Origin of the sequence: Achromobacter xylosoxidans, assembly GCF_002192695.1 — a bacterium.
Lineage (GTDB): Bacteria > Pseudomonadota > Gammaproteobacteria > Burkholderiales > Burkholderiaceae_B > Achromobacter > Achromobacter xylosoxidans_C.
Genome location: NZ_MTLG01000011.1, coordinates 253,262 through 274,990 on the forward strand (window position 1 = coordinate 253,262; position 21,729 = coordinate 274,990).

Below are 21,729 nucleotides of genomic sequence, written 5' to 3' on the forward strand. Positions count from 1 at the left end.
TTCCTCAATCGAGCGAGATCTTGTTGGCGCGGATGACTTCGCCCCAGCGGGCCGATTCGGCGCGCGCCAGGGTCCTGAATTCCTCGGGCGTTCCGGGCAGCGGCTCGAAGCCAAACTCGGCAAAGCGCTTCACCACGGCAGGATTCGCCAGGGCCGCGTTCAGTTCCTGGTTCAGGCGCGCCACCGCCGGCGCCGGCATGCCCTTGGGGCCGAGCATGCCTTGGAACGCGAACACCTCGGCGTCCGGCACGCCCAGTTCGGCCAGCGTCGGCACCTCCGGCAGCAGCGGCGAACGGACCTGCGAGCCGATGGCCAGCGGCCGCACCTTGCCGGCCTTGATGATGCCTGCCCCCGAGGCCAGGTCCAGGAACATCACCGGCACCTGCCCTCCCATCACGTCCTGCATGGCAGGCGCGGCGCCGCGGTAAGGCACGTGCGTCAGGCGCACCCCAGTGCGGCTCTGGAACAGCTCCATGGCCAGGTGATGCGGCGAGCCATTGCCGACCGAGGCGTAATCCACCTTGCCCGGCTCCGCCTGCACGCGCGCCATGAAGGCCTTGAAGTCCGCAACGGGAAACGCCGGATGCACCACCAGCACCAGCGGAAATTTGCCGATGGCGCCGATGTAGGTGAAGTCCTTCTCCGGACTGAAGGCCAGCTTGCGGAACAGATGCTCATTGAAGGCCAGTACGCCGTTGTCCGCCGACATGACGGTATAGCCGTCGGGCTTGGCGTTCGCGACCTGCTCCGCGCCGATATTGGTCGCGGCGCCCGGCCGGTTGTCGATGATGATCTGCTGGCCCAGCGCGGCGCGCATGGACTCGGCCAGCGTGCGCGCCAGATTGTCGGTGCCGCCGCCTGCGGGGTACGGCACCACCCACTTGATCAGTTGGTCGGGATACTTGCCCTGGGCGCGGGCCAGCGGCGCGGCGGCGGCCAGGGCCGCGGCCCCCATGGCCTCGAGGAAATGGCGTCGGTTCAAGTCTGTCTCCTTAGGAATGGTCGTCGCCGGTCAGCCGGCTGAATTGGCATGGATCATGGAATTCCTCAATCAAGCACGATCTTGTTGGCGCGGATGACCTCGCCCCAGCGGGCCGATTCCGCGCGAGCCAGCGTCTTGAATGCTTCGGGCGTTCCGGGCAGCGGCTCGAAGCCGAACTCGGTGAACAGCTTGAACACCTCCGGCTTGGACAAGGCTGCGTTCAAGGCCTGGTTCAGGCGCGCCACGACCGGCGCCGGCAATCCAGCCGGGCCCAGCAACCCCTGGAACGCAAACACCTCGGCATCGGCAACCCCCAACTCGGCCAGGGTCGGCACCTCCGGCAACAGCGCTGAACGGACCTGCGAGCCGATTGCCAGCGGCCTGACCTTGCCGGCCTTGATGATGCCGGCCCCAGAGGCCAGGTCCAGGAACATCACCGGCACCTGCCCTCCTATCACGTCCTGCATGGCTTGCGCGGCGCCGCGATAAGGCACGTGCGTCAAGCGGGTGCCGGTGCGGCTCTGGAATAGCTCCATGGCCAGATGATGCGACGAGCCATTGCCGGGCGAGGCGTAATTCACCTGTCCCGGCTCCGCCTGCACGCGGGCCAGGAAAGCCTGGAAGTCCGCGGCGGGAAACGCGGGATTCGCCACCAGCACCAGCGGGAACCTGCCGATGGCGCCGATGTAGGAAAAGTCATTTTCCGGGCTGAACGGCAGCTTCCTGAACAGATGCTCGTTGAAAGCCAGCACGCCGCTGCCGGCCGACAGCACCGTATAACCGTCCGGCTTGGCCCGCGCGACATACTCCGCGCCGATGTTGGTCGCGGCGCCCGGCCGGTTGTCGATGATGATCTGCTGGCCCAGCTCCGCGCGCATGGCTTCGGCCAGCGCACGCGCCAGGATGTCGGTGCCGCCGCCGGCCGAATACGGCACTACCCACTTGATGAGCTGCCGGGGATAGCCGTCCTGCGCGCGGGCCAGCGGCGCAACGGCAACCAGCGCCGCAGCCGCCAGCGCTTCGAGAAAATGGCGTCGATCCACGTCTGTCTCCTTCAGGATGCCCGCCGCCCGTCAGTCGGCGGAAAGCGATGGGTTGGGCAAATCGCGCAAGGCGTGCTCGATGGCATCCAGGCAGCGCTGCTCGTCCTCGACCTGCTCGAACAGCAGCAGGGCCAGGCGCGCCAGAAACAGCGACTCGCGGCCGCGCCCGGCGGTCGCGATGGCATTGCTGCAGCGGGCATAGATGCGGTCCTGGACCGCGGCGTCTTCAATCATTGGAGGCTCCTTGCGCCGCAGGCGCGTTCAATGGCGGCTAGCACCGTATCCAGCGACGGCGAGCGCCACCGGCCGCAAACATGGCCGTCAGGCCGCAAGAGATAGGCCATGCCGGCCTGCCGCGTATCCCCGGACGCCGGACTCCCTGCCGGCATCGCAGGCACAACGCAACGGCCGGGCAGGAACCGCCACCCGGCCGAGGCCGTCGCCGCTTCCAGCGCCTCCTGCTCCGGCCAGCCGCCGAACGCCAGCAAGGTAAAGCCGCCGGGCGTCAGCAGATCGGTCAGGTGCCCGCCATCCGCCGTGCCGCAATCCATCAGCGGCGCGCCCGGCGCCCAATCGCCGCCGCTCTCGCCGTCCGTCGACAAGGGCGATCCCGGATAGGCGATGGCTCGCGTCTGCCGCGGATTGACCAGGCGCGCGATGCCGGGGTGCCGGCCCGCCAGCGACAGACTGGCCTCGCGCATCAGATCGAAGCCTCGATGCGGCGGCGACATGAACTCGGTGCTGCGCATGGCGTTCTCCGCATTGATGTGGAAGGCCTGCCGCCGCTCAAGGCAATAGCTGTCCAGCAAGGCATCCTCGCCCTTGCCTTGCAGCACGGCCGCCAGTTTCCAGACCAGGTTGTCGGCGTCGTCAAAGCCCGAGTTCAACCCGCGCACGCCGAATATCGGCATGGCATGCGCAGCATTGCCCGCAAACAGGATGCGACCATGGCGATAGGCATCCAAGGTCATCGCGCCGGCGCGATACACCGAGGTCCATACCGGCGTCCATGGCAGATGCCCTTCGCCGATGGCGTCCAGATGCGTCTGCACGAACGCTTGCACCTGGTCCGGCAGCAAGGCTTGCGCGGCATCCGCCCCGGCCGCCAGTTGATAGTCCACGCGCCAGATGTTGTCCGGCTGGCGGTGCATCAGGATGGTGGTTCCGCGCGCCCAGGGCGGATCGAACCAGGCGCGGCGCTCCGCCGGATGCTCGCTGGCCAGTTCGATATCGACGATCGCATAGCGTCCTTGATAGCCCGTTCCCTTCAGCTCCAGCCCCAGGCTGGAGCGTATGAAACTCTGGCCGCCATCGCAGGCCAGCAGCCAATCGGCGCGCGTCTCGTAGCTACCCAGCGGATTCTCGATCCGCACGCTCACGCCCGCCGCGTCGGGCCGGCATGCGGCCACCTTGCTGGCCCAGCGGATATCCACCCGTCCCGGGAAACGGCTGTTGATCTCGTCGATCGCGTCCAGCAGGAACTGTTCGATGTAGTACTGCTGCAGATTGATCATCGGCGGGTACTTGTCGCCGGGCGCCGACGGCATGTCGAACACCAGCACTTCCTCGGTACCGTAGTAGCTGCGGCCCCGGGTCCAGGCCAGGCCCTTCTCCATGAATGCCGGCGCCACGCCCAGACGGTCCAGGATTTCCAGGCTGCGGCGCGATATACAGGCCGCGCGGCTGCCCTCGCAGACCGAGTCGTCGGCCTCGATCACGACGCTGCCCATGCCCAGCCGGGCCAGGCCCAGCGCCGCCGCCAGCCCCACCGGACCGCCGCCCGCGATCAGCACGCGATGATGCAGAGCCTCGTCGCCTTGCGGGGTCAATCTGGGCAGCGTAGGCGGGAAACGCCGGTACTCGAAGGGTCCGATTCTTTCTAGGGGCATGCGCAAGTCCTGATCGTGTCATCAAACAGCCGTATTGGCTTGCGTCATATTCTGCTGGGCCGGACTGGTTAATATGTCCTAATTAATCAGGACAGGCTAACCCGCGATGAAACTGTTGCCCCTGCCGCCGCGCCCCCCTCCTCCCGGCCAGGCGCTTGGCATTGCGCTGATGCATGCGATCGGCGCCGACAACTTTGCCGCCGAGGTGCTGGGCGCACTGGGCGCCACGCTGCCCGCCAGCCATTGCACCGTATTTGCGCTGCGCAGCAGCGGGCGCGTCGAAGCCGTTTCCAGCGCCAGCGCCATCGGCGAAGTGGCGACCCTGACCGCCATCGAGTACATGCGCCTGGGTTTCGACAAGCAGGACTCCAACATGAACTGGCTATCCCGGCGCAAACCCGCCAAGGCGCGCCAGCTCTGGATCGGGCACCAGTTCGCCGAGGAAGTCGCCGACGCCCACTACCGCCGCGTCTGCTACGACGACCCGGGCATACGCGAACGCATGTCGCTGCTTGCCGTCTTCCCCGACGGCTACCGGGTGGCAGTCAGCCTGCACCGGAATTTTTCGTACCCGGACTACGGTCCCAAGGACTTCGAACGCATGTCGCAACACGCGCCCCTGATTGCGGCGGCGGTCATGCGCCATGTCCAGGTGACCCGGCGCGCGCCCGCGGACCAGCCGCTGCAGGTTCAGCTCATGACCAAGCTGTCCGGACGGGAACGCCAGTTGATCACCCATGTGCTGGACGGGCTGACCACCAAGGAAGCGGCGCGCGAAATGGGCGTGTCCGAAACCACCGCGTTGACGTACCGCTACCGGGCTTTCCAGCACCTGGGGGTGCGCAACCATCGGGAGCTCATGGTGCTGCTGGGTTCGAGCGTGCCCAAGCGCGGCCGACAGGCGCGCTGATTCGCATCCTGCGTGATCTCTGCAGCCATGGAGGCGCCCGTCCCGCGAGCTCCGTCAAACCGGTTGGTCGCCCACTTACCTGCTGGTGTATACGAGGCTGTCCCGGGTGGCGATCAGGCAATCGATGAAGCACTCGGCAGCCGGCGTGGGTGGCGATTCCTTCTTCGCCAGAATCGAAATGCGGGCAGAGGGAAGGTCATGCGCCAACGGCATCATGCGCATGTGCGACGGCAAAAGGTCGTGCTCGAACAAGGGGCGCACGAAAATGCCCAAGGCATCGCTTTTTGCCATGATCGCCAACGCAACGGCCACCGAATGGCAAGCAATGGTGTCACGCGGCATGGACAGGCCGTGTGCGGCAAAGGCCATCCTCAACAGGTTTGCGGGAGCGTCCGTGTTGCCAGGCACCAGCCAAGGCGCGTCGTGCAGTTCGGTCAGGCTGCGGGCCTTGCGCAGCGGATGACCAAGACGCGCGCCGACCGCAAGCGGCAGCGTGAACAAAGGACGGTGCGCAAAGCCATCGCTGATCTCCCCGTCGTATTCGGTTTGCACGAGAAAGTCGTAGCGGCCCGACTCCAGCTGCTCATGGCTGTAGGGTGGCGCCACTTCATTGAACGAAACCGCCACGCGCGGCATGCGTGCGCGGAAAGCGACCAGCGCATCCGGCACGACGACCAACGCCGCTGAACTCACTGCCAGATTCAACGTGCCGCCTTCGCCATCGCGCATCTGTCCGATTTCCTCGCGAGCCCGCCGGGTCTCCTGCAGAATGACGATGGCCCGCTTGTACAGCGCCTCTCCGTAGGTGGTCAGTTCCACGCCCTTGACGCTGCGGCGCACCAGATCGACGCCCACGCTCTGTTCAAGTTCGCGCAAGCTGCGCGTGGCGGCAGGCTGCGTCACCGCGAGCGCGCGCGCCGCGGCCCGGATGCTGCCATGCTCGGCAATCAGCGCGAAGGCGCGCAATTGGCGTAGGTTCATGCGTTCGGCTCCGGCGGATTTTTCGAGACATTAAAAAAACAGATAACTTCGGACTTTTTTTGTCTTTTTTTTATTCTATGGCAACCCGGTGGCCCCTGCGAGCAGAAACGCTGGGGCCGAATTCAGGGGCAGCTACCGCGGACACGCCGCCAGCGGCACGGCGGATGGGCTTGCCTAAGCAAAACCGCAATCTCCACCCTGCGATATAAGCAGAATTTCCCAGGTATTTCACCCTATAAGAAAAAGTATTCATTACAACGCAAATCCTGTCTTTTTCTTATTTCACGGCATCCTTATAGTCCCTTCGAAGAGGAAGGCCGAGGCCCGTCGTCACGGGCCGGCAACCCTCTCAACCGACGCGAGGGGAAACCATGCCTATTGCAATCGCCGCAGCCGCGCCCAACGCGCTCCACACGCCTTCCATGCACCGGTGCGTCACCGCCGGCACCGCCATCGGCAACGCGCTCGAGTTCTTCGAGAGCGGCGGTTTCACTTTCCTGATGCCGGTGCTCTGGCCTCGCCGCCGCGCGGCCATGACGCGGTGGCCGACGGGCCTGCGCGGACGGATGGCCATGGATAGGCTGCAACGGCTTCCGCGGCCCAAGGCCATGCAAAAGACACCGCGAAAGGAGGACTGATCTGTACAAAAAAGTGTTCACTAAAACATATTTTCTTTCTTTTTCTTATCCCAGGGCATCCGTATAGTGCCCTTCGAGGGGAGCCCAAGGCCCGGAGCCACGGACCGGCAACCCTCTAAAGCAGACACAAGGGGAATCCATGTCTATCACCATCGCAGCGGCCGCACCCAACGCGCTGCACACGCCATCCATGCGCCGGCGCGTCATCGCCGGCACCACCATTGGCAACGCACTCGAATTCTTCGACTTCACCGTTTTCACTTTCCTGATGCTGGTGCTCGGGCCTCTATTTTTCCCGGCGGCCTCGGGCTACGGCCAATTGCTGTTGACCACCGCCACCTTCGGCGTGGGATTCCTCATGCGCCCCGTGGGCGGCATGCTCATCGGCTCCTATGCCGATCGCCACGGCCGCCGCGCGGCCATGACGCTGACGCTGTGGCTGATGGGCCTGGGCTGCGCCTTGATCGCGGTGGCCCCCACCTATGCGCAAATGGGCATGGTCGGCCCGATCATGATGGTGCTGGCCCGTCTGATCCAGGGCTTCGCCGCGGGCGGCGAGGTCGGCGCCTCGACCACCCTGCTGGTCGAACACGCTCCGCGCGGCAAGCGCGGCTTCTATTCCAGCTGGCAGTTCGGCAGCCAATCGCTGGGCGTGATGTTTGGGGCCCTGATCGTAACGCTGCTGACCATGGGGCTGAGCAAGGATCAGATGCAGGCCTGGGGCTGGCGCGTGCCCTTCGTGATCGGCATCCTGACCGTGCCCGTGGGTGCCTACATCCGCCGCAACCTCGAAGAAACGCTGACCAGCCCACCCACGAAGGCCGGCAAGCCGCAGGCCGCGACCGCGCATCGCGCCACCGCTCATCAGCCTTTGCGCCGCATCTTCTCGGAATACAAGCTCACCATCGTCAAGGGCATATTGCTGCTGATCGGCGGCATGGTCAGCACGCAGATCCTCAGCTTCTACATGCCGGCCTATGCCAACCGGGAACTGGGCTTGCCGGCAACCTCGACGCTGTCGGCCAGCGTGGTGTTCGGCGCGGTCGGCTTCCTGATCGCTCCTTTCGTCGGCATGCTGGCCGACCGCTACGGCCGCAAGCGCGTGATCTTCTGGTCGCGCCTGGCGACCCTGATCGTCCTGTTGCCCTGCTTCCAATGGCTCATGGCCGCTCCCAGCACCGAACGGCTGATGCTGCTCGTCGCCCTGTTCGCGCTCCTGGTGGCACTGCAGTCGGCACCGGCGTTCACGATGCTTCCCGAACTCTTCCCCAAAGCCGTGCGCACGACCGGCATGTCGGTGGTGTATGGACTGGGCATCTCCGTGTTCGGCGGCTTCGCGCAATTCTTCGTGACCTGGCTGCTGCACGTGACCGGCAACTCCATGGCTCCGGCATGGTTCCTGATGGTGGCCATCGCGCTTTCAACGGTGGTGCTGTTCTGGATCGACGATCGCACCCATGACGACATCGACGGCCAGGAGGCTTGAATGCAGCACGGCTCCAGTTACTTCTCCCGCAGCTACGAAGAAGCCCGCCATCGTTTCGTGCTCGCGGCCAAACCGCTAGCCACGCAATTTCAATCCTATGTCATCGAGCCCGCCGGTCGCGCCGGCGAAGCCCTGGCGACCGATGTCGCGCTGATCGGCCCGGCGGACGCGGAACGTCTATTGATCATGACCTCCGCCACCCATGGCGTCGAGGGCTTCTGTGGCTCGGGTTGTCAATTGGCCCTGCTGGACGATGCCACCATGCTGGAACGCGCCCGCAGGGCCGGCGTGGCCTTGCTGCTCGTGCACGCAATCAACCCCTACGGCTTCTCCTGGCTGGCGCGCACGAACGAAGACAACGTCGACCTGAACCGCAATGACCAGTCCTTCGACGGACGGCCCCTGCCGCAGAACCCCGGATACGCCGGGATCCACGATCTGCTGCTGCCCGCGGAATGGCCGCCCACGGCTGCGAACGCCGCGCGCATCGATGCCTATGTCGCCGAACATGGCCGGGAAGCCTTTGCGCAAGCCGTGACCCGCGGCCAGTACACGCACGCAGATGGCCTGTTCTATGGCGGCACCCACCTCACGGCATCGCTGCTTAATCTGCGGCATATCCTGCAGCAGCACGGCAGCCGCAGCAAGCATATCGGTTGGATCGATGTGCACACCGGCCTGGGGCCGCGCGGGCACGGCGAAAAAATATACGCGGGCCGCCGCGACGCCGCGGCCGTCGCGCGCGCGCGAAAATGGTGGGGCAGTGATATCGCGGTTCCCTACGAAGGCAGCTCCGCATCCGCGGACATCACCGGCCAGCTGGCGGGACTGATCTACCAGACCAGTCCGGACGCCCAGCACACGCTGATGGCGCTGGAGTTCGGCACCCTGCCCTTTGCAGCCATGATCGAAGCGCTGCGCGGCCGCAACTGGCTGCTTGCGCATCCCGAAGCTGACGATGCCAAGCGCGACGCAATTCTCGATGCCACCCTGGATGCGTTCTATTGCAACGCCGCCGATTGGCACGGCATGATCCTGGGCCAGAGCCGGGTCGCCGTGCTGCAAGCATTGGCCGGCTTACAGGAGGCGTGATGCGAACCAGCGCCAGCTACTTCTCCCACAGCTATGCGCAGGCGCGCGAGCGCTTTGCGCAGGCGGCCAGGCCGCTCGCCGATTCATTCCACTCCTACGGCATCGACGAGACGGGACTCGAAGGCGAAACGCTCGCCACCGATGTCGCCTATATCGGGGATCCAGACGCAGACCGCGTCCTCATCATGACCTCCGCCGTGCTGGGAGTGGAAGGATTCTGCGGCTCGGGATGTCAGCTGGCGCTGCTCGACGATACCGTCATGCTGGCCCGCGCGCGCGAAGCTGGCGTGGCCTTGCTGCTGGTGCACGCGGTCAACCCATATGGTTACTCTTGGATCGCCCGCACCGATGAATGCAATATAGACCTGAACCGCAACGGCCTGCCCTTCGACGGGCGGCCGTTGCCCATGAACCCGGATTACGCACGGATACATGACCTGCTGCTGCCCGAGGAATGGCCTCCCACGCCCTCCAACCAGCAGCTGATCGCCCAGTACATCGCCGAACACGGCCAATCCACCTTCGCGCAGGCTGTCTCGCGCGGCCAGTACACCCACGCCGACGGCCTGTTCTATGGCGGCGACCGCCCGGCGGCATCGCTGCTGAACCTGCGCCGCATTCTGCATGAGCATGCACGTACGCGCACCCATATCGGCTGGATCGACGTGCATACCGGTTGGGGTCCGCGCGGCCATGGCGAAAAACTCTATGCCGGTCGCCACGACGATGCCGAGGTCTCGCGCGCGCGCCAATGGTGGGGTAGCGACGTCACCGTTCCCTACCAGGGAAATTCCGTGTCGGTGGATATCTCCGGCCAGCTCGCCGATCTGATTTACCAGGCCTGCCCATTGTCCCTGCCCACCTCGATGGCGATCGTCTTCGGCGCCGTGCGTTTCGACGCCATGGTGCACGCGTTATGCGGCCGGAATTGGCTGCACGCGCATCCCGAGGCGCCCGCGGAACTGCGGCGCAGCATCCTGCAGACCACACTGGACGCGTTCTATTGCAACGAGGCTAACTGGCACGGCATGGTGCTCGGGCAAACCCGGGTGGCCGTGCTGCAAGCGCTACGCGGCTTACAGGCGGCTTGACGCAGGCAGCCGAAAGGATAGCGCCGGCACTTTCCATCCTCGCAGCTCGGAAGGAGTTGGCTTCATGTCAAGACACGGAGGTGCATCATATGGACCGGTCAGGTTTTACGGAAGAACAGATCAGGCACGCGCTGAAGCAGGCAACGCTGGGCACGCCGATACCTGACATCTGCATGCACATAGGCGTGAGCGAAGCAACCTTCCATGCCTGGAAAGTGCACTACGACGGGTTGGCGTCCTACGAGCTGAAGTTATTGAACAGGCTCGAGAACGAATGCAACCGTCTCGAGCGCCTGATCGCCATCCTGGCGCTGAACAAAGTGATTCTGCAGGACACGCTTGGGGCCAAGGAATAAGGCATATGCGGCGCGGCGCATTCTCCACCGCGCCTTCAGCATGTTGAAATCTCTACGTCTGCACCGTTCTTTTGAAATCTCTGAACCGCTACACGGTGGCATATGTCATCGGCGTATTGATCCCGGTCAGTGCGCTGATCGGTATCCAACTTATTCATAGCTGGCGCGCCCATGCCGCGGCGCGCGATGCAATATCGAGCCTGAGCGTCGTCCAAACCACGCTGGACGCGATGGCTGCCGTTCTGATGGAACGCGGCTCGATGAATGCCGCGTTGATAGAAGGCCATCCCGTGTCCCAGGCCAGGCAGCAGGAATTGCAGCTTGCGCGCAGCACCAGCGACAACGGAATCGCCGGGCTGCTGGAGCTGCACCGGACTCGCAACTGCGACGGCTGCCGGGACGCGCGGGCCTCCATCCAGCACATCGCGCGCACTCTGGCCCAGCACCGCGCCACCGCGGATCGGCTCATCGCCAGGCGACGCGCGCAGATCAGCGCTCAAGAACTGAACGACGTCGTGGTAATCATGGCTGGGCTTATCCCGGCGCTGGAAGAAACCGCGCTCGACAATTCTGCCGTCGTGATCCGCCATGAAGTGGAAAGTCCCGGCCTCATGACCATTGCCACGCTGGCCGCAGGCCTGCGCGAACAAGCCGGCCTGCTGGGCTCTGCCTTCATGCCGGCACAGGTTCAACGCCGCCCGCTCAGCGAGACGGAAACGCAGCGCATCGAGCAGCAACTGGGCCGCGTCGCCCAATTGCGCGCGCTGCTCGAAGTGCAGCTGTCGACCCACGCGGAACTCGAAACCCGAGCGTATCCGCGGGTGCAATATGAGTACTTTGGCGCGGGCCTGGAGTACATCGAAGAGTTGCGGCGCGCCGCCCCTTCCAGTCCCCACCCGATGACGCCAACGGCGGGCCTGCAGGAGCGCTATGTTCCGTTGATGCAATCCATCGTCGATTTCCGCGACGAAGTCCTGCGCGCGCTGGAAAAATTGCTGGAGCGGCAACGCATCAATGCGCTGACGGAACTGATTACGACGACCTCGGTCGCCATCGTGCTGCTGCTGGCCGCCACCTGGGGCTTCACCAAGTTCCGCTGGCGCCTGATACGCCCTTTTGTCGTGGCCACCGAAATCGTCAATTCCATCAACGACGATGCTCCCGCGCCAATCTCCGCGACTGGCTATCGCAAGGAAGTCCACGCCCTGTTCGACGCCATCCAGAAGCTCAAGGACAACGCCATCGCCAAGTCTCGAACGGAGCATGAGCGCGAACGCCTCATTGCCGATCTCGCGGCATTGGCGGAGACGGACTTCCTCACCGGATTGCTCAACCGCCGCGCCTTCCATGCCCGTGCCGCAGCCCTTTGCGCCAGCCTGGACGAGCCTGGACAGATGCTGACCCTGATCGTCTTTGACATCGATCATTTCAAACGGATCAACGATTCATACGGACACGCCGGCGGCGACAACGTGCTGGTGGCCGTGGCGCAGGCATGCCACCAGACGTGGCGCCGCTCCGACATCGTGGCGCGCATCGGCGGCGAGGAATTCGCCGTGCTGTGCACGGTCCGCAGCCTGGCGCAGGCCAGCGCAATGGCGCAGAGCATGCGCCGCCGCATCGAACGCCTGGCGGTGCCGGTGGATGGCAACACCATTGAGTCGATCACCAGCAGCTTTGGCGTGGTCTGCGCACACGCGGATGAAATCGACAACATCGACGCCCTGCTGAAGCAGGCAGACGAACTGCTCTATCGCGCCAAGGCATCCGGCCGCAACTGCGTCGTCACGCAGTCCGACAACGCCTGATCCCCACACAATGCCGCGCATGCGCGTCGCTGACGCCCATGCGATCTGCGGTCGCCCGCAAGATAGAAAAAGGTACTTGGTGGAAAAAAATTTCTGTCTTTTTCTGCACGCGACGCGTCCGTATAGTCAGGACAGAGCATGCTGAATTCAGAGATTCCATTTTGAAAGCGAAGAAGAAATGAAACCGTCAAACTTGAAGATGCGTACGCGCCTCGCCATGGGCTTTGCATTGATCATGATGGCACTGCTGGTCTGTGGCGCGTTGGGCGCGTATGGGATCCGCGCCTTGGAACAAGAGGTCTACCAGATCACCGCGATCAACAACGAACAACGCCGCCTGGCGATCGAGATGCGTTACCAGGTCCAGGAGCAGGCCATCGCCATCCGCAACATCCTGCTTCTTACTGATCCGAACGTGCTGAAAGCCGAAGTAAGCCGGGCGACCGAGGCGGAGAAACAGTACAACGACGCGCGTGACCGTCTGGGCAGCATGTTTGGCAGCAGTCCAACCACGATCGACGATGAAAAGCGTCTATTCAGCGCGGCGGGCGCCGCCCAACAGACCCTGCGCTCGGTGTTCGAAAAGGTGCTGGCGGAAGGCATGGATGGAAACCGCCAGGATGCACAACACATGCTCGAAGAAGACCTGCGTCCCAAGCAGCGCGTTTTACAGGAAACCCTGTCCACGCTCGCCTCGGTCGAGTCCCAGCTTAATGAAGCGCGGGCAGCCGCCGCTCGCGCCTTGGCGAATCAGCTGCAATGGGCGATGGGAACGACCATCGCCATCGCATTGCTGCTCGCCGTGTTCGCGGCCTACCTCACCGCGCGCGGCATCCTGCGTCAATTGGGTGGAGATCCCGGCGATGCGCAACTGCTGGCGGTGACCATCGCCGATGGCGACCTGAGCAACCGGTTGCAGCTCGACTCCCGCTACGACCACAGTCTGATGCACGGCCTGGAAGCCATGCGATCACGACTTTCCAGAATCGTGGAGGCCATCAAATCGTCGGCGGCATCCATCTCGACGGCAGCAAGCCAAATTGCCCAGGGCAATACGGACCTGTCGCAGCGCACCGAAGAGCAGGCGGCCTCGCTGGAAGAGACTGCAGCCGCCATCGAACAACTGACGTCCACCGTGAAACTGAACCAAGACAACGCGGCAAGCGGCGACGAAATGGCTTCCGAGGGCGCCAAGGCCGCGGAAAAGGCAGGCGGTGTCGTTTCCGAGATGCTGGCGGCCATGACGGAGATCTCTTCCAACTCCGAAAAGGTCGGACATATCGTGTCGCTGATCGAGAGCATCGCATTCCAGACGAACATACTGGCGCTGAACGCGGCGGTGGAGGCCGCCAGGGCCGGAGATCAGGGCCGCGGCTTCGCCGTGGTGGCCGGCGAAGTCCGCGCGCTGGCGCAACGCAGCGCCACCTCCGCCCGGGAAATCAAGGATCTGATCGAAACCTCCACTTCCGTGGTCCAGACTGGCAGAGAGCTGGCCGTGCGGGCGGGCCAGGACATGGAGGATGTGGTCACGTCCGTCATGCGCATGAAGATCGTAACGGGAGAAATCGCCACCGCGTCACGCGAGCAGGCCATTGGCATCGAACAGGTCAACGTCGCCATCGCCCAACTGGACTCCGTGACGCAACAGAACGCGGCGTTGGTCGAGGAATCCGCGGCGGCGGCGCTCTCGATGGCGGACCAGGCGCGAGACCTGCTGCAGGCCGTGGAGGTGTTCAAGACGGCATCGTCCGGAAGCTCGCGGCACGTCCCCATGGCAGAGCCGGCCCTCATCGCGTTCGCAGCGTCGTAAGAACGTCGAGAGAAAAGCCGGCCGCGACATGTTTCGCCGTCGGCCCGGCTGACGCCAACTACTGGGTCAACGCATTTGGGTCAACGCATTTGGGTCAATGAATCTGAGTCAATGAATCAGACACCAATGAAAAACGCCGCTATCTAGCGGCGTTTTTCTCGCGTATTTCTTGCGTTTTTTTGGCATGCCAGTACTTGGAAAAGCACTGCGGCGTACCACGGAAATTGGGGTGGTGGGTTGTGCGAGACTCGAACTCGCGACCAACGGATTAAAAGTCCGCTGCTCTACCGACTGAGCTAACAACCCGACCGAAGCTAGAAATTATGGCCGATTTGGCGCCGTTTGTCAAAATTCGATGCAACGGTCCTGGACAGATTCCCTGCCCGCATTGAAAACGGCCGCTCGCGGCGGCCGTTCCCGGGGCAGTGCGCTGGACTTACCAGGCGGCCACCACCGCACCCTTGTACTTGGTCTCGATGAACTGCTTCACGGCCGGGCTGTGGTAGATCGTGATCAGCTTGGCGAACTCGGGGCGATCCTTGTCCTTTTCACGCACGACCAGCACGTTGGCGTAAGGTGAGTCGGGCGACTCCTGGGCGATGGCGTCCTTGGCGGGGTTCAGGCCTGCTTCCAGCGCGAAGTTGGTGTTCACGGCCGAAGCGTCGGTGTCGTCCAGCGAGCGCGGCAGTTGGGCGGCGTCCAGTTCAATGAAACGCAACTTCTTGGGATTCTCGACCACGTCGATCGGGGTCGCCTTCAGGCCGACGTCGGGACGCAGCTTGATCAGGCCATTGGCCTGCAGCAGCAACAGGGCGCGGCCGCCGTTGGTCGGGTCGTTGGGCAGCGCGATGCGGGCGCCTTCCTTCAGCTCGGACAGCGACTTGATCTTCTTGCTGTAGATGCCGATGGGGAAGATCACGGTCTTGGCGATGCTGACCAGCTTGTAGCCGCGGTCTGCGTTGGCGTTGTCCAGGTAGGGCTGGTGCTGGTAGCTGTTGGCGTCCAGGTCGCCCGAGGACAACGCGACGTTGGGCTGCACGTAGTCGGTGAATTCGATGACCTGGATGTTCAGGCCCTGCTTGGCCGCTTCCTGCTTCACCACATCAAAGATCTGGGCGTGCGGGCCGGCGGTCACGCCGATCTTCAGCGGCTTGTCCTGAGCCAGCGCGGGCTGGGCGAATACGGCGGCGCCGAGTGCGAACGCGGCCAGCGACTTCAAAACCTTGATGCTCATGTTGCGATATCCCGAATGTCGGAAGTGAGGAGAAATTGTTGCGGCGCCGGCAGGATCAGCGATGCGAGATGCGACGCACGTAGCGGTCGCCCAGGCTCTGGATCACCTGCACCAGGACGATCAGCACGATAACCACGGCGGCCATCACGTCGGATTGGAAGCGCTGGTAACCGTAGCGGATGGCCAGGTCGCCCAGGCCGCCTCCGCCGATGGCGCCGGCCATGGCCGAGTAGCCGATCAAGCTGACGACGGTGACGACGGTCGCGGCGATGAGGCCGGGCAAGGACTCGGGCAGCAGCACCTTCATGATGATCTGCATCGGCGATGCACCCATGGCGCGTGCGGCGGTGATCAGTCCCGGGTCGACTTCGCGCATGGCGTTTTCCGCGATGCGGGCCATGAACGGGATCGCGGCCACCGACAAGGGCACGATGGCTGCCGTGGTGCCGATGGAAGTCTGGGCCACCAGGCGCGTGAACGGAATGATCGCGACCATCAGGATGACGAACGGCACCGAACGCGTGGCGTTGATCACCGCGCCCAGCACATGGTTGACGGACTGGTTCTCGAGCATGTTGCCGCGGGCCGTCACCGTCAGGATCACGCCCAGCGGAATGCCGATCACCACCGCGATGGCGCTGGCCACGCCCACCATCAGCAGGGTATCAAGCAGCGACGTAATAAGCAGGTCGATCAGTTGCGGACTCATGAGCTATTTCTTCAACGGTAATGTCACGGGCGGCCAGTGCGGCAATCGCGTCCTTGACCGATGCGGGCGCGCCCTGGGCCAGCACGAACATCGTGCCCACGGCCACGCCCTGGATGTCTTCCACGCGCGCCTGGATCAGGCCCACGTCCAGCGAATACTGCTTGTACAGATCGGACAGGAAGGAACCCGACGCGTCGGTGCCGGTCAGCGACAGACGCAGCAGCCGCACGGCCTGGCCCGGCTTGGCCGCGGCAAGCGCCTGGATGCGCTCCTTGACCGCCGCCAGCGTGGCGTCGGTCAGGTCGGACGCGGTGGCGGCCGACACCATGGCGCGGGTCACTTCGTGGCGTGGCTGCGCGAACACTTCGCGCGTGCTGCCCATTTCAACCACTTCGCCCTGCGACAGCACGGCAACGCGGTCGCAGACTTCGCGCACGACTTCCATCTGGTGCGTGATCATGACCACGGTCACGCCGGTCTTGCGGTTGATGTCGCGCAGCAAGGCCAGGATGTTGTGGGTGGTTTCCGGATCCAGCGCGGACGTGGCTTCGTCGCTGAGCAGCACGTCCGGGTTGTTGGCCAGGGCGCGGGCAATGCCGACGCGCTGCTTCTGGCCGCCACTGATCTGGCTGGGGTAGCGGTCGCGCAGATGCTCCAGGCCCACCAGCGCCAGCAGGCGCTCGACGCGGGCCGGAATCTCGGCCTTGGCCACGCCGGCGATTTCCAGCGGCAGCGCAACGTTGCCGTACACCGTGCGGCGCGACAGCAGGTTGAACCCCTGAAACACCATGCCGATGCGGCGGCGCTGCCCGCGCAGTTGCGCTTCGTTCAGTCCGGTCAGGGATTGGCCGCCGATGGCGATCGAGCCTTCGTTAGGCCGCTCCAGCAGGTTGATGCACTGGACCAGCGTGCTTTTGCCGGCCCCGCTGGGGCCGATGATGCCGAAGACCTCGCCCTGCTTGATATGCAGGTTGATGCCGCGCAGCGCCTGGAATTGTCCGTGCGGCGTGGCGTAGGTCTTGGATAGGTTCTCGATCTGAATCATGGCAAGCGATTTTGTATCTTTTCTCTTCTACAGAGAACGACTGTTTCTTTCATTTTTTATAACTACAAGTAATATAAAAACCCGTACCCGCGCCCTGTTGCGTCCCCAAGGAGCACATGCCATAACGCGGAAAGGGCAGTCAGGAAGGAAAGCCTTCCTGACTGCCCAGTTTGTGCCGGACCGGCCGCAGCCGGTTTTTTCAGCGTGCGCGCGAGATGCGGACTTCCGCGCCGCGGCGCTTGACCTCCAGGCCCTCGGACGGAGAGATGCGCAAGCCTTCCAGCCCCTTGATGTAGCTGGAGCCCTGCATCTGCATCACGCGGATTTTGTTGCGCATGACGACCGGGTTATGCACAGGCATGCCGAACATCCAGACCTCGTCCAGGATGCGGGCCGAGTTGAACTCGCCCGTATGCTGAGCCGCCGGTCCAAGACAGAGCATGTGCCCTTCGCGGCCGAAAACCGGGAACTGGCCCAATTCGCAATCGATGGTCCAGGTGGTGCCGCCTTCGTAGCGGTGCCCCGTGTTCAGGTCCCACCAGGCTTCGCCCTTGGGCAGGTACACGCGCACCTGCTTGCCGGGTTCGGTCACGGGTGCCACCAGCAGGGCCGGGCCCAGCAGGTATTGCAGGTCCCAGTCATGCGCGTGCGGATCGTTCGGGAACGACATGGCCATGGAACGCTGCACCGGCAAGCCGGTGCGCGCCGAGTCCTCGATGGCGCCCAGCACATAGGGCACCAGGCGGTAGCGCCACTGCATCCAGGTCTTGGCATGCGCCAGGGTTTCTTCGCCGAAGTCCCAGGGCATCAGGCCTTCCACGCCCTGGAAGGCGAAGTTCGACGAGAACACGCCGGCGGTCAGCCAGCGCAGGTACAGTTCGGGCGTCATGCCGGCGCGGTCGCGCGCGGCCGAGCCGATGCCATGCACCTGGACGGGCAAGCCGCTGGCGCCGATCGACAAGGCGGTGCGCAGGGTGTGGCGCAGCCCTTCCCAGGTATTTTCAGCCTGCGGCCCGACCTGCCAGGGCAGGCGCTGGGCAGCGGGGAACAGATCGGAGCTGGGCACCACGCCTTCCGGCGGCACCTTCAGGCCAGCGACCGCGTCGAACAGCGCGCGGCGCACCAGCAGCGGATACATGCTGCGCAGCGCGGGGCCGGTTTCGCCGTTGCGGGCCGTGACGCCGTCGGGGATGGCAATCTGGGCGTCGCACGCGGGCGCGTCCAGGCCGTCTTCGACCAGTTGGCGATGGCGCTCCACCCACAGGTTGTAGATGTCGCGGTAGGTCAGGTCCAGCAGGCCGTAAGGCTGTCCCGAGGTGGCGGCATTGCCGTCGAACACCTGGGCCGATCCGTCGTCCTTGGCCAACAGCCAGCCGCGGTCTTCGAGTTCCTCGAACAGCGGGCTGGTCTTCAACACGCCCGGGAAGCCGGAAGCGGCAACGTGCACGTGATGCTTGTGGAACAGCGCCAGCATCTGCTTGGCGTCCGGGAAGCGCTGGGCGTTCCATTCGAAAACCGTCTTGTCCGACTGGAAGCCCCAGGCCGCCGGCTGCGCCAGCGTCACGGCATCCACGGGAATCTGGTTTTCGCGCATGCGCGCCACCAGGGCCACGGTGTCCGTGGGCATTTCGCCCGGGGCCTGCTGCAGCCATGCGCCCATCGCCCACAGCGACGGCTGGCCGGCGCGGCCGGTCAAGGCGGTGTACTGGTTGAGGATCTCAGCGGGCTCGCCGGCGAACAGGAACATGTCCAGCACGACGTCGTCCACCGCCAGCACATAGGCGGAATCCGCGGGCGCCACGCCCACCGAATGCTCGACGCGGCGCATGGTGTTGACGTAGACGCCCCAGCCGCGCGGGCTCCATGCCAAAGGCAGGGCGCGGTGTTCGGGATCGTCGGAAACCACGGATTCTTCGCGACGGTTCAAGTCGCCCGGGGTTTCGCCCAAGCCGTACACGCGCTCGTCGGACTGGAGGGTGAAGCCCGCCGTCCAGACGGCGTCGTCGGCCTGGTCCAGCGCGTTGTGCCCGAATGCGGGCGTATGCGCGGATACCTCGGACTCGAACACCCGTTCGTCGTTGCGGTAGATCGCGACGCGCACGGGGTTGGACAGGATTTCCAGGGAGACGTCGCCCTGGGTGATCCGCCAGCCCTCCCCGTCGTCGCGTGGAGCGATAACGGCTTCGCCAACGGCCTCTTGGCGCGCGAGCAACATTTCCGCCACGGCGCGAGCACGCGCACCGGGCTTGTCATCGGTAAGGTGATTAGCCTCGCCGCAGCGCAGGCGAAAGACGCCAGGCGCATGCGCCTCGACTACCAGGTGCAACCCATCGCCCGCGTCGAAATCGATGCGACTGGGGCGGGACGTCAGCAGCTCGACGTTTTCGAGCTGGGTAGTATGGGCAAAGTCGAACTTGGGCGGCACAGAGCATCCCCCGGCTTAAGCCAAAAACCATCAAAAGACGCTATTTTGACGGATTTGGGCTTTGAAATAAACTCGGTCCCTCATTTGGACTGCGATCTCATCCATAAAAGGGGTCTAAAGCCTTCGGCCAGCGCCCCCCAAAAGGAGCGGCCGCCGAGCCGCCAAAATACCAGGCTCGCGGCCAACTCAGGCCAATTTGGCGCCAAATCCCGGCAATTCCTGCCATTCTACGCCACCCGGGACATGTCCCCGACACCCCCGTCCGGCTTTTTTTCATCGTGGCGAAATAAGTTGCGCCAGGTCCGTTTCCAAAGGGGACGGCTCGCCCGCGAGGCGCGCGGCGATCAAGTCGCCCATAAGCGCGGACCACGACAGCCCTCGCGATGCGTAACCGATGGCCAGCCACAGGCCGGGGGCCTGAGGTAGCTCGCCCACCGCCGGCAGGCGACCCGGCAGCACGGCCCGCCAACCCGCCCAGCCCGGCAGGCTACCGGGTTCCAGGGAGTCGAATTCCGGGAAACCGCCGCCCAGCAGGCCGGCCGCCTTGTCCAGGGTGACGCGCTGGCCCTCGGCGCCGATCCGCGCTTCGGTCGCGCCGTGCACATAGGTGCTGCCGGCCACGCAGCCCGAGCCCACATCGGGCAGCAGATAGCCTTCGCCGCCCACGATGCAGTGGGGGCCGCCGCGCAGCGCCTGCGCGGGCACCAGCGTCACTTCTCCCGCAAGCGCGTGCATCTGGCTGACGCGCGGCAAGGGATCCAGCAAGCCGCTATCTGCCAGCACGGTGCGCGCGCCGAACGCGTTGGCCAGGACGACGGTATCGGCGCGCGCCAGTTCGGCGCCGGCCGCATCGCGCACGCTCCAGCCGGCGCCGGCGCGCTCGACCCTGGCCGCCTTGCCGGGCAGAAGCGTCACGCCCTCCGTCGCCAGCAGGGCTTCTATCAGCAGGTCCGGCCGTAGCAGCATGCCCTGTCCGAAATACACGCCGCCCCGCGCCAGCGGCAAGCCGGCCAGGGCGCTGGCTTCGTCGCAGCCGACCTGGCGCACCCAGTTTGCGGGAAACGCCAAGGTCTCCAGGGTGCCGGCCAAGGCCGCGGACCGGCCTTCGTCGCGCTCCAGCTGGACGGTGCCGCAGACCAGGGGCGCCGCGCCGGCCGGCAAGCCTTGCCAGCGCGCCAGCGCCCGCAGGCTGCCGGCGCGCGACAGGCGCGCCCGCGCGTTGTCGTCGCGCGCCACCACCGGCGTCAGGGCCGCCGCCACGTGCCCGGCATGCGCCGGCGCCCCCTGCGCCCGTCCCGCATCGATCACGGTCACGCGCCACCCGCGCGCGGCCAGCGCCTGGGCGATGCCCGAACCCGCCAGCCCCGCCCCCACCACCACCGCCTGGCGGGCAACCCCGTCCGGCGCGCCGGGAACCGCGCTGCCCGGCGCGACTGCCGCCGCTACCGTCATGTGCCATTTGCCGCCATGGCCGGGCGCGCGCCGGGCCTCGAAACCCGCCGTCCGCAGGGACTGGCGCAATTCGCCGGTGCAGGCCCAGGTGGCCAGCGTGGCGCCGGGCGCCGCCAGCTTGGCAAGGTCGCGCAACAAGGGCAGTTCCCACATCCGCGGATTGCGCTCGGGCGCAAAGCCGTCCAGGAAGAATGCGTCCACACCAACGCTCAACCGGGGCGCCAGAACCTGCGCATCGCCGAAGCCCAGGGTCAGCGTGACGGCGCCGCCCTCGAACTCCAGGCGATGCAGCCCGGGCAACAAAACCGGCCACGCTGCCGCCAGTTGCCGCCCCAGGTCGGCCAAGGGCTCGGGCGCATAACGCGTCAACAGAGACGCCAGATCGTCGCGTTCAAAGGGATGTCCTTCCAGCGACACCACATGCAGCGCGGCGCTGCGCTGGGGATCGTCGCGCCATGCCTTCCAGAGAGCCAGGAAGTTCAGTCCCAGCCCGAAGCCGGTTTCGAAAACGGTGAACGCGCGGCGCCCGCGCCAGCGCCCGGGCAGGCCGTTGCCCCGCAGGAACACGTGTTCCGCCTGACCCAGCGCGCCCGATGGCGAATGGTAGACATCGCCATAAGCGGGGCTGTAAAGCCGGCCGTCGGCGTCGAATTCAGCCTTGGCGGGGATCAGAGGGGCGTAGGAGAAGGACATGGAAACGGCGGCGGCGGACGAAAAAGAGAATGGAAATCGGCGTGGATCATTGGAGGCGGCCGCGTTGGGCGGATGCCACGCGGCA

General features: G+C 65.0%; 18 protein-coding genes and 1 tRNA gene. 8 read left to right on the top strand and 11 right to left on the bottom strand.

Annotated elements, in window-relative coordinates; all coding sequences use genetic code 11:
* Positions 1–4: 4 nt before the first annotated feature.
* From BRO63_RS03600 to BRO63_RS03615, 4 genes are all read right to left on the bottom strand, one after another.
* Positions 5–982 (bottom strand): Bug family tripartite tricarboxylate transporter substrate binding protein, encoded by a 978-nt coding sequence (locus BRO63_RS03600; protein WP_088138566.1) that lies wholly within the window; start codon positions 980–982, stop codon positions 5–7.
* A gap of 65 nt (positions 983–1,047) precedes the next feature.
* On the bottom strand, positions 1,048–2,025 hold the full coding sequence (locus tag BRO63_RS03605; RefSeq protein WP_088138567.1) for a Bug family tripartite tricarboxylate transporter substrate binding protein: 978 nt from the start codon (positions 2,023–2,025) through the stop codon (positions 1,048–1,050).
* Positions 2,026–2,055: 30 nt separating this feature from the next.
* Positions 2,056–2,259, bottom strand: coding sequence for a hypothetical protein (locus BRO63_RS03610; RefSeq protein ID WP_088138568.1), 204 nt, complete (start codon positions 2,257–2,259; stop codon positions 2,056–2,058).
* Entirely contained in the window at positions 2,256–3,914 is a 1,659-nt protein-coding gene (locus tag BRO63_RS03615) for an FAD-dependent monooxygenase (RefSeq protein ID WP_088138569.1), read from the bottom strand. Before BRO63_RS03615 ends, BRO63_RS03610 begins: the two co-directional genes overlap by 4 nt.
* Positions 3,915–4,020: 106 nt before the next feature.
* Here BRO63_RS03615 and BRO63_RS03620 point away from each other — a divergent pair, with 106 nt between their 5' ends.
* Positions 4,021–4,824 carry a helix-turn-helix transcriptional regulator gene (locus tag BRO63_RS03620; RefSeq protein ID WP_088138570.1) on the top strand — a complete coding sequence of 268 codons (804 nt, stop codon included), beginning with the start codon at positions 4,021–4,023 and terminating at the stop codon, positions 4,822–4,824.
* 75 nt (positions 4,825–4,899) lie between these two features.
* On the opposite strand, the gene BRO63_RS03625 is transcribed toward BRO63_RS03620, so the two are convergent.
* Complete coding sequence (locus BRO63_RS03625) at positions 4,900–5,805, bottom strand: LysR substrate-binding domain-containing protein (protein WP_088138571.1); 906 nt, start codon at positions 5,803–5,805, stop codon at positions 4,900–4,902.
* Positions 5,806–6,176: 371 nt separating this feature from the next.
* Here BRO63_RS03625 and BRO63_RS34400 point away from each other — a divergent pair, with 371 nt between their 5' ends.
* The 7 genes from BRO63_RS34400 (at position 6,177) to BRO63_RS03660 (ending at position 14,086) form a co-directional block, all read left to right on the top strand.
* Positions 6,177–6,443, top strand: a complete 267-nt coding sequence (locus BRO63_RS34400) for a hypothetical protein (protein ID WP_088138572.1) — start codon at positions 6,177–6,179, stop codon at positions 6,441–6,443.
* 139 nt (positions 6,444–6,582) lie between these two features.
* A complete protein-coding gene (locus BRO63_RS03635; RefSeq protein WP_088138573.1) occupies positions 6,583–7,929 on the top strand; it encodes an MFS transporter in 1,347 nt (448 codons plus the stop codon).
* Positions 7,930–9,021, top strand: a complete 1,092-nt coding sequence (locus tag BRO63_RS03640) for a M14 family metallopeptidase (protein ID WP_088138574.1) — start codon at positions 7,930–7,932, stop codon at positions 9,019–9,021. It begins immediately after the preceding gene.
* Positions 9,021–10,112: a M14 family metallopeptidase gene (locus BRO63_RS03645; protein WP_088138575.1), complete on the top strand. Its 1,092-nt coding sequence runs from the start codon at positions 9,021–9,023 to the stop codon at positions 10,110–10,112. The genes BRO63_RS03640 and BRO63_RS03645 overlap by 1 nt, the downstream gene beginning before the upstream one ends.
* Positions 10,113–10,201: 89 nt before the next feature.
* Positions 10,202–10,468, top strand: coding sequence for a transposase (locus tag BRO63_RS03650; protein ID WP_088138576.1), 267 nt, complete (start codon positions 10,202–10,204; stop codon positions 10,466–10,468).
* Positions 10,469–10,539: 71 nt separating this feature from the next.
* Positions 10,540–12,276, top strand: a complete 1,737-nt coding sequence (locus BRO63_RS03655) for a GGDEF domain-containing protein (protein ID WP_088138577.1) — start codon at positions 10,540–10,542, stop codon at positions 12,274–12,276.
* Between the two features lie 178 nt (positions 12,277–12,454).
* Positions 12,455–14,086, top strand: a complete 1,632-nt coding sequence (locus BRO63_RS03660; protein WP_088138578.1) for a methyl-accepting chemotaxis protein — start codon at positions 12,455–12,457, stop codon at positions 14,084–14,086.
* 230 nt (positions 14,087–14,316) lie between these two features.
* On the opposite strand, the gene BRO63_RS03665 is transcribed toward BRO63_RS03660, so the two are convergent.
* The 6 genes from BRO63_RS03665 to mnmC all read right to left on the bottom strand — a co-directional run bounded on the left by BRO63_RS03665 (position 14,317) and on the right by mnmC (position 21,644).
* Positions 14,317–14,392, bottom strand: a tRNA-Lys gene (locus tag BRO63_RS03665).
* A 130-nt stretch (positions 14,393–14,522) separates the two neighbouring features.
* Entirely contained in the window at positions 14,523–15,320 is a 798-nt protein-coding gene (locus BRO63_RS03670; RefSeq protein ID WP_088138579.1) for a MetQ/NlpA family ABC transporter substrate-binding protein, read from the bottom strand.
* Positions 15,321–15,375: 55 nt separating this feature from the next.
* Positions 15,376–16,029, bottom strand: coding sequence for a methionine ABC transporter permease (locus BRO63_RS03675; protein ID WP_042796433.1), 654 nt, complete (start codon positions 16,027–16,029; stop codon positions 15,376–15,378).
* On the bottom strand, positions 15,986–17,074 hold the full coding sequence (locus BRO63_RS03680) for a methionine ABC transporter ATP-binding protein (protein WP_088138580.1): 1,089 nt from the start codon (positions 17,072–17,074) through the stop codon (positions 15,986–15,988). The genes BRO63_RS03675 and BRO63_RS03680 overlap by 44 nt, the downstream gene beginning before the upstream one ends.
* Positions 17,075–17,273: 199 nt before the next feature.
* On the bottom strand, positions 17,274–19,499 hold the full coding sequence (locus BRO63_RS03685; RefSeq protein WP_088138581.1) for a glycoside hydrolase family 31 protein: 2,226 nt from the start codon (positions 19,497–19,499) through the stop codon (positions 17,274–17,276).
* Between the two features lie 273 nt (positions 19,500–19,772).
* Entirely contained in the window at positions 19,773–21,644 is a 1,872-nt protein-coding gene (gene mnmC / locus BRO63_RS03690; protein ID WP_088138582.1) for an FAD-dependent 5-carboxymethylaminomethyl-2-thiouridine(34) oxidoreductase MnmC, read from the bottom strand.
* Positions 21,645–21,729: the final 85 nt, after the last annotated feature.

Bases quoted from the DNA above. Each gene is read 5' to 3' on its own strand.
- BRO63_RS03610 (WP_088138568.1), bottom strand. From the start codon at position 2,259: ATGATTGAAGACGCCGCGGTCCAGGACCGCATCTATGCCCGCTGCAGC.
- BRO63_RS03615 (WP_088138569.1), bottom strand. From the start codon at position 3,914: ATGCCCCTAGAAAGAATCGGACCCTTCGAGTACCGGCGTTTCCCGCCT.
- BRO63_RS03620 (WP_088138570.1), top strand. From the start codon at position 4,021: ATGAAACTGTTGCCCCTGCCGCCGCGCCCCCCTCCTCCCGGCCAGGCG.
- BRO63_RS03625 (WP_088138571.1), bottom strand. From the start codon at position 5,805: ATGAACCTACGCCAATTGCGCGCCTTCGCGCTGATTGCCGAGCATGGC.
- BRO63_RS34400 (WP_088138572.1), top strand. From the start codon at position 6,177: ATGCCTATTGCAATCGCCGCAGCCGCGCCCAACGCGCTCCACACGCCT.
- BRO63_RS03635 (WP_088138573.1), top strand. From the start codon at position 6,583: ATGTCTATCACCATCGCAGCGGCCGCACCCAACGCGCTGCACACGCCA.
- BRO63_RS03640 (WP_088138574.1), top strand. From the start codon at position 7,930: ATGCAGCACGGCTCCAGTTACTTCTCCCGCAGCTACGAAGAAGCCCGC.
- BRO63_RS03645 (WP_088138575.1), top strand. From the start codon at position 9,021: ATGCGAACCAGCGCCAGCTACTTCTCCCACAGCTATGCGCAGGCGCGC.
- BRO63_RS03650 (WP_088138576.1), top strand. From the start codon at position 10,202: ATGGACCGGTCAGGTTTTACGGAAGAACAGATCAGGCACGCGCTGAAG.
- BRO63_RS03660 (WP_088138578.1), top strand. From the start codon at position 12,455: ATGAAACCGTCAAACTTGAAGATGCGTACGCGCCTCGCCATGGGCTTT.
- BRO63_RS03670 (WP_088138579.1), bottom strand. From the start codon at position 15,320: ATGAGCATCAAGGTTTTGAAGTCGCTGGCCGCGTTCGCACTCGGCGCC.
- BRO63_RS03675 (WP_042796433.1), bottom strand. From the start codon at position 16,029: ATGAGTCCGCAACTGATCGACCTGCTTATTACGTCGCTGCTTGATACC.
- BRO63_RS03680 (WP_088138580.1), bottom strand. From the start codon at position 17,074: ATGATTCAGATCGAGAACCTATCCAAGACCTACGCCACGCCGCACGGA.
- mnmC (WP_088138582.1), bottom strand. From the start codon at position 21,644: ATGTCCTTCTCCTACGCCCCTCTGATCCCCGCCAAGGCTGAATTCGAC.